Raw genomic sequence first — 12,406 nt, 5'->3', positions numbered from 1 at the left:
CTCGTGTCAGACTCAGCCGCGCAGCAGCGTCAGGACGTTCTGCGAGGCGGAGTTCGCCTGCGCGAGCATGCTCGTACCCGCCTGCGACAGGATCTGGCTGCGGGTGAACTTCGTCATCTCCTTGGCCATGTCGGTGTCGCGGATGGCCGACTCCGACGCGGTCAGGTTCTCGACCGCGACGTTGACGGAGTTGATGACGTGCTCGAAGCGGTTCTGGAGAGCACCGATCGAGGCGCGCGAGGCGGAGACCGTCTTGAGCGCGCTGTCGATCGTGGCGATCGCCGCGGCCGCACCGCTCTGGGTGGACAGGTCGATCGAGGCCAGCCCGAGGCCACCGGAGCCGAAGGAGTCGGCCTTGATCGCGGCCGCCGCCTTGGCACCGTCGGTCGTGGTGCCGCCGAAGGCCGCACCACCGAGCGAGACGGCGGCGTCGGTCACGTTGCCGGCGACCTTGGAGGTCAGGACGAGCGAGCTGCCCGAGATCGACGCGGTCCAGTTGGCGGAGATCGTGGCGTTCGCGTTGATCAGCGAGACCGCCGCCGCCGCGGTGCCACCGGTGGCGAACGAGACCGTGGTGCCGTTGACCGTGACGGAGCTGACGGCGCTGACGGCCGCGTCGTCGAAGGCACCGGTGGACACGAAGGTCTCGGTCGCGGCGGCGACGGCCGAGGCGGCGGCGGCACCGGACTTCACGTCGAAGGTGATCGTGTCGCCGTTGTACGCACCGACCTGGAAGATCTTGCCCGCGAAGGTGCCGTCGAGCAGGTTCACACCGTTGAAGGAGGACTTGTCGGAGATGCGGTCGAGCTCGGCCGAGAGGGAGGTGATCTCCTTCTGGATGGCCGTGCGGGACGCGGTGTCGTTGGTGTCGTTGGACGACTGCACGGCCAGGTCGCGCATGCGCTGCAGGATGGTGGTGGAGGTGCTCAGCGCACCGTCCGCGGTCTGGGCGACGTTGACGCCGTCCTGGGCGTTGCGGGCCGCGACGGTGAGGCCACCGATCTGCGAGCGCAGACCCTCGGAGATCACCAGGCCGGCCGCGTCGTCGGCAGCCTTGTTGATGCGCAGCCCGGAGGACAGCTTCTCGAGGGAGCCGTTGAGCTGCTTGTCCGTCGCCTGCAGGTTCCGGTAGCTGTTCAGAGCCGCGATGTTGTTGTTGACGCGAAGACCCATGACGTTCATTCCTCCGTGAGTGGGGTCGATGTGGGGGAACCGGTCCATCCGTGGTCCGGTCGTCCTCGGTCCGCCTGAGCGGGCCGGACAGTCATTCCATCGGCCGGAGCCCGAGAGACCTGAAGGTTTCCCCCTGGCCCGTTCGGGTGATGCTCCGAGCCGGCTCGGACCGCCCCGCCTGTGTGCACCTGCTGCCCGTCGACGGCGCGACGGACGGGTGGGCGTCCTGACCCACACGGGTGCACGAACTGCCCCTCAATAGTGCCCTAAGTAGCCGTTTAGTGACTACCGGTGACGACATCTCCTCGGACGCACTACCCTTGCCAGCGTCGGCACGAGAGCACCGGCGCAACCGGAGCCCGTTCGGCGTTCATCGAGAGGGGATGCAGATGCCCGAAGCCACCACCTTCGTCACCGCGAGCTACATCGTGAAGGACGAGGAAGAGCTCCTCGGGGCATCCCTGGCCGCGGTGGCTCCGTTCGTCGACGAGATCGTGGTCTACGACACCGGGAGCCGGGACCGGACGGTGGCGATCGCCCGGGAGCACGGTGCCACGGTCGTCGAGGGGTTCTGGGACGACGACTTCGGCGCGGCCCGCAACCGCGCGCTCGAGCACTGCACCGGCGAGTGGGTCCTGAGCGTCGACGCCGACGAGGTCGTGCACGGCGACCCGCGCGCCTGGCGCCGGTCGCTGCGCCTGGCGACGACGGACAGCTTCGCGCTCGAGGTGGTGTCCAGCTCCTACGCGGACGGCGGGGCCGAGCACCGGGCGATGGTGGCCCGTGTGCTGCGGCGGTCGCACTGCCGCTTCGAGGGCATGCTGCACGAGGTCATCGTCGGCCGCTGGGGGGCGGTCAGCCAGGTCCAGAACTCGACGATCTTCCTGCGCCACTACGGCTACACCGCCGTCTACATGCGGGAGCGCAACAAGGGCGCACGCAACCTGGCCCTCGCCGAGGCAGCTCTGGAGAAGGCTCGCGGAGGAGGCAGGACGGTGGAACCGGACCTGGTCATCAACGTGGCGCGCTCGGCGACGCTCGCCGGTGACCACGCCAAGGCCCTGCGAACCTTCGCAACCCTCGACCTCGACTCCCTCCCGGACGGGTCGGGCTTGATCGCCGGGCCGACGGTCCTGGTCAGCGCCCTGGCCCTCAGCGACCTGACGACGGCGCGCCGGTGGATCGACCGCATGGAGGCGTGGGGGGAGAGCAAGCACGTGTGCTCGGCCATGCGCGCGCAGGTCAGCATGGCTGAGGGCGACTGGAACCGAGCCGAGGACCTGCTGCGCGGGCTGGAGGACGACGTGCACCGGACGTCGGCGCAGTTCCGGGCGGACGCCCACACCGATCAACTGATCACGTGCGTCGCTCGCCAGGGGCGCGGTGCGGAGGCAGCGGAGCTGTTGCTGTCGCACGTCACGACCGGCAGGTCCGGCATCTCCCCCGTCAGCGCTCTGCTGCTGGTCGAGGAGACGGCCGACGGGGCAGCCCGGCTGGCCGCCGCCCTGCCGGACGCCCTGGTCAAGCCGTTCCTGGCGCAGCTGCAGACGTGCCTCGCCGAGGTGACGGCCGGCTTCTTCGAGGCGCTGTGGACCAGGACCGGGCACCGGCCCTCCCTGCTCGCCGCCGTGGCCAGGCAGTGGCCGTCCATGACGGTGGACGAGGCGCTGAGGTGGTCCCTTCGTCTGCGGGAAGCGGGTCTGGAGGATCTCTGTCCCCTGCGTCGGATCGCGGCTGCCGCGGGTCAGCGGGACACCACGACCCGCATCGTCTGCGCCGGCGTCCTCCACGAGATCGGCGAGACCTGGATCACCCCGGCACTGGAGGCGATGCTCGCGGTGGTGCCGGACGACCAGGTGGACAACGTCGTCGCGAGCTTGACCCGGTACGCACCAGCTCTGGCAGCTTCCCTGGTGCCCGCCTGAACGGAGTCCGGTACGTGGCACCGGACCCTCCCCCGTCAGGCAGGCAGCCAGGACTCGAATCCCCGTCGGGCGAGGTCCATCTGGCACTCTCCCACCCACCGCGTGAAGACCCCCAGGTCGGCCTCTGAAGACAACGAGCCGACCAGCCGCCGTTCCGTGTCGGGCAGAACGTTGGCCTGGTCCTCCTGCGGGGGGAGCATCGACAGGTCCTCCACCTCTTCGATCGTGATGTCCGCTGCGTCGTCGAGGGACAGTCCCGCCGCGAGCGAGACCAAGTCGGCGAACGCGTCCTGAGCCTGCCCGGGGCGTGCGGGCAGGATCCAGCGCAACGGGTTCGTGCTGTGCGTCCGGGTGGACCAGATCTGCAGGGCCGCCCGGGCGAGATCCTCGCGACCGGGAGCGAAGGCGAGGTAGGCGCGTCGAGTCTGCAGCGTCGTACCGTCCCACCGCCGTGCCGAGCCACCCAGCAGTCGGCGTGCCTCCTGCACGGCCGGTAGCAGGTGACCGCGCGGTTGCCGCAGCGCCACCTGGGACTCCCCGCGCCCCGACCACGCCTCCTGCAGCGCCGCGCACGTGGGGTCCAGGGAGGCGGCGGTGCGGGCACAGGCCAGGGCTTGATCGGCCTGCCCGGCGAAGACGTGGGCGATGGCAGCGTTGTGGAACGCGTCGGCCGAACCGTGCCCGAGGGCGGTGTCGTAAGCCTGCAGCGCCAGCTGCGCATCGAGCTGCAGGAGCGCGTTGCCGAGGGCGATGGACGCCTCGGCCTCGGCCCGGACGTGCTGGCCACCGCGCAGTTCGGGGAAGAAGTCGACCAGCGGCCGAGCGGCGAGCACGAGCGAGCGGAGCCTCATCGAGTCGCGCACCGTCCGCTCGACACCGGAGGCGCTGGTCGACAGGCTCTGGCTGTGCCGTCGGTAGTGCACGAGGACGTGCGGGAGGTACCGGTAGCGGAGGATCCCGGCCGTCTTCAACCAGAAGTGGTAGTCGGACGCCAGTCCCTGCTCGAACAACCCGTGGCGTTCGAGGGCGGACCGACGGATCATCACCGACGGTGCCCCCACCAGGTTGGTGTGGATGATCTGGCGGAGCATGCTCAGGTCGTCGTAGGGCACCGGGGGCCGGAACCCTCGACCGGTGACGCGACCCAGCTCGTCGATGAAGTGAGCACCCGCGTGGCACACGTCCAGGCCCGGGTCGTCGTCGAACGCCTGCACCTGCACCTCGAGGCGGCGCGGTGTGTTGACGTCGTCGCCCCCCACCCAGGCCACGAACTCACCCCGGGATTCGCGGATCAGCCGGTTCTGCACCAGGTCCATCCGCCCCGTACCGCCGATGTTCGGCTGCGTCACCACCCGCACCTTGGGGTTGGTGGCGTAGGAACGCAGGATCTCAGCCGTGCGGTCCGTCGACCCGTCGTCCACCACGACGACCTCGTAGTCGTCGAACGTCTGGTCCAGCGACGACCGCATCACCTCGTGCGCGTAGGAGTCGAGGTTGTGGCAGGCGATCACGATGCTCGCCCTCGGGGTGTGCTCGACGACCTGGAGCCCGCCGGCCCGCAGGCCGAGCAGCTTCTGCTGCAGCCCCCGGACAGAGTCGTCGTCAGGCTCGGTGATCTGGTCGGCGCCCACCTCCTGGCCTGTTCGCCAAGTCGTCGGAGGCACGCCCAGCACCCGCGCGAGCGCGTGCACCAGCTGCATCGAGGTCACCGCCAGGACGTCCGTCCCGGCGGGCAGCTCGCCACCGGGGTCCACGTCGTCGGTGACGAGGACGAGCTGCGGGACGAAAGCGCTCAGCATCCAGGTGACCACGTCCCCCGGGCTCCCCTTCAGGCGCGCGGCCGCAGCGACCGAGGGGTCGACTCCCAGGAAGTCCCAGCCCGCGGCACGAGCGTTCGCCAGCGCACGCCCCAGAGGTTCGTGCACCCCCTCCGCACCCGCGCCGATGACCAGCACCGTCGCCTCAGGCGGAACCGTTGTTCCCGTCACGACATCCTCCTGACTCCGGCAACCCGTCGGCAGGAACATCGGCCGGTCGGTGACCGTCCTGAACCCCTGGGCTCACCCGATCGGTCGTACGCGGACGGCGATGTTCGCGCACAGCGACGCCGGCAACTCCTCAGCCAGCGCGTTCAGCCCCCGGATGTGCTCCGGCCCCAGGTCGAGCATGAGGGCGTTGGGGAGGGCCTTGGCGAAGAACCCGCGCCTCTCGACCGTCGCGAACCCCGCCTGGGCCAGGTCCCGTTCCAGACCGGGAAGGTCGTACACCCGCTGGTGGCCGACCAGGACGTCCCTGGGGCTGAGGGTGTCCAGAGTGGGCTGGAGCCCCATGGCGACCCCGAGACGGCGGTGCAGCGAGTCGCGGTTGGGGACGATCACGACCATCTCGCCGCCGGGAGCGACCCACGACCGCAGGTGACGGGCGAGGGAGACGGGGTCGTCGACGTGTTCGAAGACGTGCAGGGCGAGGAGCAGATCGCAGGGCTGTGCCGGGGCCCAGTCCTCGAAGAGCGCTTCGGCGACCTCCAGCCCGGGGTGCTCCTCCCGGACGCGTTGCGCCAGGGTGGGGGCTCCCTCGACGACGGTGTACCGCCGGGCCAGCCGCCCCAGGCGGGAGACGGTCACTCCCTCCCCGTACCCCAGCTCGACGACGTCGTGGGTCGGGTCGACGAGAGTGGCCAGCCAGTCGCAGCAGTACTCCTGACACAGGTCCTCGATGAACTTGTCGACGACGTCGTCGTTGAGGTGGTACTGGGCGGCGATGCGCTCCAGCTCTTGGACACGGGTGTTCACGACAGCTCCTCGGCGATCTCGAGTCCTTGGACGATCTGGTCGTTCATCGAGGTGACGTGCAGGCCGAGCAGCGAGCCGCTGAGCGGCGCGTCCCGGGCCCACGCCACCGTCGCGGCAGCCCGAGCGGCGTCGGCCTCGACGACGGGCGCCGACAGGAGCGGGATCCCCCGCTCTGCCCGCCGTGCTCCCAGGACCCGGACGTCCTCGGCGTCCACACCCAGCAGGGCGCAGAGCTCACCGACGAGCCCTGGAACCGCACCGGTCACCGACGCACCCCGCGTCCGGGCCTCGAGGACCACGCGGTGCCAGGGCCGGTCCGTACCGGCCAGCACGTCCTGGTCGGTGAGGCGGTACACGTCGAGGTGGGATTCGGTGACCAGGAGACAACTCACGGGGGTTCGAGCCCCGGTTGCCCGGACGAGGCAGTAGACGAGGTCCACCCCGTTCGCCGCAGGTGGGTCGACGGGTGCGGCACACGCACCGCCCGACACCTCGTGCAGACGGGCCGGAGTCAGTCCGACGGCCAGCCTGGAGGCTCTGCCTCTCCCCGCCGCGGCCGTTCGCACCTGCCAGCCGCGGGCGTCGCGGCCCACGGCGACGACCGGTGAGGTGTCGACCTCGCACGCGTTGGAGTCAGCGAGTTCCCCGACCAGTCCAGCGACGACATCGCTCACCGTCCCCCCGGCCACGGACCAGAAGGGGTACTCGGGCATGCCCACGGGAAGCCCGGCTCGGGCGCTCGCGACCGACTCGGGCCAGTAGAGCGGCAGCCAGCCGCTGCGGTGGTGCCGCGCCAGCACGTGCTCGTGGGACGGTCCGAGCACCTTGCGGGCGAAGGGGGTGATCAGGTGGGCGTGGTTGCGCGCACCGTGGACGAGGGGCGCGAGCTCGCCGTAGGTAACCTCGTCGAAGGTCGGCGACGTGGACTTCACCGCAGGGTGTCGGGCGTCCCCGACCTGGAACGGCGCGGGGTCGTCCGTCCCCAGGTGGCCGAACACGTCCAAACGGTTGCTCAACAGGTGGTCCGGCCACCGCCGACCATCCACCGACACCTCCAGGGACGGTGCGCGACGGAGCTCGACCCGGCCGGTGAGCCAGTCGTCCACACGTTGGCCGAACCGCGTCCAATCGTGCAGGGCGGAGGGGGCGTACGGTGTCGGCTCGTCAGCCGCCGACCCGCCGGCCTCGGTCCTGCGCTCGATCAGGACCATGCCGTTGTCGAACGTCTCGCCCTCGACCACGGATCCGCGGAAGTACCCACCGGGCGCGGCGCCGTCGGTCAGGAGGCGGACGCCGTGGCCTCGGGCGACGAGGTCAGCCGCGGCGACGAGCATGGCGAGATTACCGCCCACCAGCAGATGCTCAGACATCCGCGACCTCGGCGTCGACCCACAGCTCCGAACCGATCTCGGGCAACGCCTCCGCGAGCGAATCCAGGCCGTCGATCAGTCGTGGCGTCAGGAACCCCGAGTCGACGAGTTCCTGCATCTGGGCGTGCGGGAACGGTTTGACGAGCACCGTTCCCCACCGCGCGACCACGAACCCCGCTGCTGCCAGCTCCGCGCGGAGGCCGTCGAGGTCGTAGGTGCCACGCTGCTGCATCTGCCGCTGGACCGGCGACAACGCGTAGACGTCCTCGACGAGTCCCATGGCGACGGCGAGGAGGCGGTGCAGGGAACGGGCGTTCGGGACGTTGACGTGCACCACGGTGGATCGGCCGCAGAACCTCCTGACTGCGAGCAGGAGGGCCGAAGGGTCGGGGACCTCGTGCAGCAGGCTGCTCAGCACCACCGCGTCGAACGGCGCGCCGAGATCAGCCGGGGCGACGTCCTCGGCGCGCGCCTCCACGACCGTGACCCCACGGCATCCCGAGGCCGCAGCGCGCGCCGCCGACGCGAAGGCCGCCGCGGGTTCCAGGACGACGATCTCCTGCACGTCGGGCAGGTCCGTGAACAACGGGTCGAGCCCGCACCCGATCTCGAGGAGTCGCCGCGGGGCGATGCTCCGGACCTGTTGCAGCACACGACGACGGCGAACCGCCGCCTGGAGGGGCTCGAAGGGCAGGCGGCCGTACTGGACCACGTAGTCGTCGAGGTTCCGCGGCTCGTCGCCCGCCACCGCGGGGCCGTCCGGCGCCGGTGCGCTCACGTCAGGTCCTTGGCCATGGTGACCTTCAAGGACCCGGAGGCCCCCAGTCCGCGCTTGAACCGGACGAGACCCGGCTGATCCGACGGGCAGGTTCCGAGGTCCAGGTGCTGCACCCCTGCTGCCCGACAGTGGTCGTGGATCGCCTCGGCGAGAGCGACCACGGGGCTCCACGCGTGGAACACCGGAAGGTGCCCCCAGGCGAAGACGTACAGGACCCGTTCGCTGAGACGCAGGCAGAAGGCGCTGGCCGCGAGCTGGTCGCCGGCGCGCACACCGAAGAGGACCACCCGGTCCGGGTAGAGGCGTTGCATGTCGTGCATCCGAGGCAGGTCCATGGACAACCGCCACCCGCGCGCGACACGACTGGCCACCAGGGTGGAGTAGACGGACGGGAGCTCGTCGGGCTCGAGGACCGCGGCGTGGAAGCCGTCGCGCCGGCACTTCCTCAAGCGTTTGGCGTTCCCCCGTTCCATCCTCGTCTCGAGCGGCACCTCGTCAACAGGGATGATCTCGTCCACCTCGGTGCGAGCGACCCCCCAGCCGAGCTCCGACAGGACCTGCACCTGGTCGCTGACACGTTGCAGGTCGTGCCCCAGCGGTGGGAGCACGACCTCGAGGCGACGAGCCCCACGGTCCCGCAGTCGCGTCTCCACGACCCGGACGAACTCGGAGGCCTCGTGCAGGGGTCTGTCCGCTCGCCAGGCGAGCCCTGCGAAGGTGCCGCGCGCCGGGCTCCGCCAGACCCCCGCACCGACCTCCCCGAAGTGGATCGCACCGACGTCGAGCCCGCCGGCGTCCCACCGGCAGTAGAGCGAGGGTCGGTCTGCGGCGTGGAGGTCGTGGTAGTCGCCGCGGTAGAAGAGGTCCTCCGGCCACCGGTCGCGGGGAGTGCCCTCCTGCGGGCGGGCCGGGGTCGCAGCGGACGTCGCAGTGGCTGAGGACGTCGACACGCGTTCCGGACACGCGGCGGCCCCTCTTCTGGCTATGGTTTGCCCACTCCCCGTCACGGGAGCGCACTTTACGTGATGAGATGTGATCTCCGCTGCCACTGTGGTCACTCGAGTCACGGACTCGGAGCAGGAGGAAGAGATGCGCATCGGCGTCGTGGGACTCGGCTACTGGGGCTCGAAGCACGCCAGGGTCCTCAGCACCGTGCACGAGGTCGACGAGCTGGTCGTCCACGATGCGAACGCCGATCGCATCGAGGCCGTCGCCACGGCGTTCCCCAGCGTCCGGCGGGCCAGTTCGCTCGACTCCCTCCTGGAAGCCGTCGACGGTCTCGTGGTGGCCACGCAACCGTCGAGCCACTCGGCCATCGCTCGGGCCGCGCTCGAGCGCGGCGTCCACGTCCTCGTGGAGAAGCCCCTGGCGCTCGATTCGCTGGATGCGCGCCATCTCGTGACCCTCGCGGCAGCCACGAGGACGACCCTGATGGTGGGACACACCTTCGCGTACAACCCCGCTGTCCGCGCACTCCGCGATCTCATCGGGCGAGGTGAACTCGGGGACGTGCTGCACATGGACAGCGAGCGGCTCAACCTGGGTCTCTACCAGTCCGACTGCGACGTGCTGTGGGACCTCGCCCCGCACGACATCAGCATCGTCAACTCCATCACCGGTACTTCCCCCAGCTCCGTTCGGTGCTGGGGACGGGGCCACATCGACCGCGCGGTGACGGACAACGCTTACCTGATGCTCGACTACGAGGAGTCGGGCACCCAAGCCGTCGTCCACGTCAGTTGGTTGAGCCCGCACCGCGTCCGCCGGCTCACCGTCGTAGGGTCACAGCGCATGGCGGTCTTCGACGACCTCGCGAACGACGAACGGTTGCGCGTCTTCGACAAGGGCGTCACCCCGGTCGACGTGCCGCACACGCATGACCAGCCCATGACCTACCGGTACGGCGACATCCACGTCCCCTACATCCCGTTCCAAGAACCACTCCTCCTGGAGGACCAGCACTTCGTCGAGTGCATCCGCACCGGGAACGCCCCGCTGACCGGGGGCGGGGCAGGACTCGACGTGGTGCGCACCCTCGAAGCTGCATCCGTCTCGCTCGAGAAGGGCGTCGAGGTGCGCCTCGACCAGATCGACCTCGCCGAGCCCTCTCGCAGGGACCACCCGGCCCTGGTGCTGCGGTGACCCCGCCTCCCGTCCCCTTCCTGGACCTGGAGAGGAGTCAGCGAGACCTCTACGAGGAGTTCGACGCCGCGTGGCGATCCATCACCCGCAGCGCCAGGTACGTCGGCGGGCCCGTGGTGGAAGCTTTCGAGGGGGCCTGGGCCGCCGAGCACGGACTCGACCACGCGGTGGGTGTGGCCAACGGGACCGACGCCCTCGAACTCGTGCTCCGCGGTCTCGGCATCGGCCCTGGTGACGAAGTGGTGGTCCCCGCCAACACCTTCATCGCCACGGCGGAGGCGGTGCTGGCGGTAGGCGCCCTCCCCCACTTCGTGGACGTCGACCCCGACACTCTGCTCGTGACGGCGTCCACGGTGGCGAGCGGCATCACCGATCGGACGGCCGCCGTCATCGTGGTCCACCTCTACGGCCAGGCCGCCGACATGACGGCCATCACGGCGCTGGCGAGTCGTCGAGGCATCGCCGTCGTCGAGGACTGCGCCCAGGCACAGGGGGCCCAGTGGGACGGCCGGGCCGTGGGAACGTTCGGAGTCGCCGGTTGCACGAGCTTCTACCCCGGCAAGAACCTGGGTGCTTTCGGTGATGGTGGGGCTGTCGTGACGCGTGATGCAGCGCTCGCTCGTGCGGTTCGCAGTTTCGGGGACCATGGGCGGTCGGAGATCTTCAAGTACGAACACCCCGTCGTCGGCAGGAACAGTCGCCTGGACGCTCTCCAGGCCGCCGTCCTCCTCGTCAAGCTCCCTCACCTGCAGGCGTGGAACACCCACCGCCGGAACGCTGCGGACCAGTACTCGCAGCGACTCGGCGAAGAACCCGGCATCACCCTCACTCGACAAGCACCGGCGAGCACGTCGGTGCACCACCTGCAGGTGGTCAGGGTCGACGACCGGGACCGGGCGCAGGCTGACCTGGCCGCCGAGGGCATCGGTACGGCCGTGCACTACCCGTTCCCCTGCCACCAGCAGAAGGGTTACGCCGTCATGCCGCGGGCCGGTGTCCTCGAGACCGAGGCAACGAGCCCCCGACTGCTCAGTCTGCCGATGTTCCCCGGCATCGACCGGGAAGAGGTCGACCGGGTCTGCGACGTCCTGATCGCCTCGGTCCGCGGCAGCTCTGCCTGAACCCTCAGGCCGTGCGCGCCACCGGCACCGAGAACTGCGCGAAGCTGCTGAGCGCCAGCCGGCTGCGGAAGTCGCTCTGCGTCCCGACGGCGGCGTAGTACGCCTCCTTGCGCTTCACGGCCGCGCCGGAGCCGGCGGCCTTGAGGACCATCTCGGGCGAGAGGTGGGTGTTCATGCCGTCGCGCAGCAGCACGAGCGCCTCGGCGCGCATCTGCGAGATCCGGGACTCGGAGACCCCCAGCTCCTCGGCCAGCTCGGCCATGGGGCGCTCGTGCAGGAAGTAGCCCTCCACGACGTGCCGCAGCCGCTCGGGCAGGACGCTGACGGCCGAGCGCAGGTAGCCCAGGCGTTCGCGGTGCAGCAGCTCCTGCTCCGGGCCCGGGGTGTGGGTGGGCAGGTGGTCGTCGAGGGAGGCACCCTCGGCGGTGAAGCCCTGCATCGACAGCACCATCGAGCGCTGCGCCTCGTCGCGCGTCTCGGCGAGCTCCTTCTCCGAGACGCCGAGGGCGGCGGCGAGCTCGGTGGAGGTCGGGGTGCGGCCCAGCTGGGTGGTCAGCTGGTCCTCGGTCTGCGACAGCCTGCGCTGGCGGCTGCGGACGCCGCGCGAGGCCCAGTCCGCGCCGCGCAGGTCGTCGAGGATGGCGCCGCGGATGCGGGTGTTGGCGTACCGGTTGAAGGGGACGCCGGTGTTCGGGTCGTAGGCGCGCGAGGCCTGGAACAGCGCCATGAGACCGGCCGAGGTGAGATCGTCCCGGCTCACGTGCGAGGGCAGGCGGCCGATGAACTCGGAGGTGATGTAGCCGACGAGCGGCAGGTGCTGCTCGACGAGCGCACTGCGCTCGGCTGCGCTGAGCTCGACCATGGGGAGCTCCCGGGTGGCGGTGGCAACGTCTGCGGTCACACACCCCTTCTCGGCACGCGCCCCCTCGCGACTTGAGCGCCGGACGGGTGAGTCCTCTCCCGGCTGCGCTGCTCCGAACGGGGGGAGCCGCGGGTACGGAGCGTGCCGGGCTCACCAGGCGGGGTGAGGTGCGACCCGATCGGCGCAGCGCGGTTCAGCGGACGACCGCCGCGCGCCGAGAGTTGTCGTGGAACACCACCGCCC

10 protein-coding genes are annotated in these 12,406 nt (G+C 70.4%); 3 read left to right on the top strand and 7 right to left on the bottom strand.

Features of this window, described 5'->3' with window-relative positions; translation table 11 throughout:
• Nucleotides 1-12: 12 nt before the first annotated feature.
• Nucleotides 13-1,173: a flagellin N-terminal helical domain-containing protein gene (locus tag AB2L28_RS15830; RefSeq protein ID WP_370719943.1), complete on the bottom strand. Its 1,161-nt coding sequence runs from the start codon at nt 1,171-1,173 to the stop codon at nt 13-15.
• 389 nt (nt 1,174-1,562) lie between these two features.
• On the opposite strand from AB2L28_RS15830, the gene AB2L28_RS15825 reads away from it, so the two are divergent.
• The gene (locus AB2L28_RS15825) at nt 1,563-3,098 is read left to right on the top strand and encodes a glycosyltransferase family 2 protein (RefSeq protein ID WP_370719942.1); all 1,536 of its coding nucleotides are present in this window, start codon (nt 1,563-1,565) and stop codon (nt 3,096-3,098) included.
• A 35-nt stretch (nt 3,099-3,133) separates the two neighbouring features.
• Here AB2L28_RS15825 and AB2L28_RS15820 read toward each other — a convergent pair whose 3' ends face one another.
• The 5 genes from AB2L28_RS15820 to AB2L28_RS15800 form a co-directional block, all read right to left on the bottom strand.
• Entirely contained in the window at nt 3,134-5,086 is a 1,953-nt protein-coding gene (locus AB2L28_RS15820; protein WP_370719941.1) for a glycosyltransferase, read from the bottom strand.
• 72 nt (nt 5,087-5,158) lie between these two features.
• Nucleotides 5,159-5,890, bottom strand: a complete 732-nt coding sequence (locus AB2L28_RS15815; protein WP_370719940.1) for a class I SAM-dependent methyltransferase — start codon at nt 5,888-5,890, stop codon at nt 5,159-5,161.
• Complete coding sequence (locus tag AB2L28_RS15810) at nt 5,887-7,260, bottom strand: hypothetical protein (RefSeq protein ID WP_370719939.1); 1,374 nt, start codon at nt 7,258-7,260, stop codon at nt 5,887-5,889. Before AB2L28_RS15810 ends, AB2L28_RS15815 begins: the two co-directional genes overlap by 4 nt.
• The gene (locus AB2L28_RS15805; RefSeq protein ID WP_370719938.1) at nt 7,253-8,038 is read right to left on the bottom strand and encodes a methyltransferase domain-containing protein; all 786 of its coding nucleotides are present in this window, start codon (nt 8,036-8,038) and stop codon (nt 7,253-7,255) included. Before AB2L28_RS15805 ends, AB2L28_RS15810 begins: the two co-directional genes overlap by 8 nt.
• A complete protein-coding gene (locus AB2L28_RS15800; RefSeq protein ID WP_370719937.1) occupies nt 8,035-8,988 on the bottom strand; it encodes a GNAT family N-acetyltransferase in 954 nt (317 codons plus the stop codon). The genes AB2L28_RS15805 and AB2L28_RS15800 overlap by 4 nt, the downstream gene beginning before the upstream one ends.
• Before the next feature lie 82 nt (nt 8,989-9,070).
• Between AB2L28_RS15800 and AB2L28_RS15795 the strand changes: the two genes are divergently transcribed.
• The gene (locus tag AB2L28_RS15795) at nt 9,071-10,180 is read left to right on the top strand and encodes a Gfo/Idh/MocA family protein (RefSeq protein ID WP_370719936.1); all 1,110 of its coding nucleotides are present in this window, start codon (nt 9,071-9,073) and stop codon (nt 10,178-10,180) included.
• Nucleotides 10,177-11,301: a DegT/DnrJ/EryC1/StrS family aminotransferase gene (locus AB2L28_RS15790; protein WP_370719935.1), complete on the top strand. Its 1,125-nt coding sequence runs from the start codon at nt 10,177-10,179 to the stop codon at nt 11,299-11,301. Before AB2L28_RS15795 ends, AB2L28_RS15790 begins: the two co-directional genes overlap by 4 nt.
• A 4-nt stretch (nt 11,302-11,305) precedes the next feature.
• Here the strand turns inward: AB2L28_RS15790 and AB2L28_RS15785 are convergent, their stop codons facing one another.
• Entirely contained in the window at nt 11,306-12,202 is an 897-nt protein-coding gene (locus tag AB2L28_RS15785) for a sigma-70 family RNA polymerase sigma factor (RefSeq protein ID WP_370719934.1), read from the bottom strand.
• Nucleotides 12,203-12,406 lie beyond the last annotated feature (204 nt).

This window comes from Kineococcus mangrovi (assembly GCF_041320705.1).
Classification (GTDB): Bacteria; Actinomycetota; Actinomycetes; order Actinomycetales; family Kineococcaceae; genus Kineococcus; species Kineococcus mangrovi.
The sequence above is the reverse complement of the archived record's forward strand: the minus strand, read 5'-3'. Positions and strand labels throughout refer to the sequence as shown.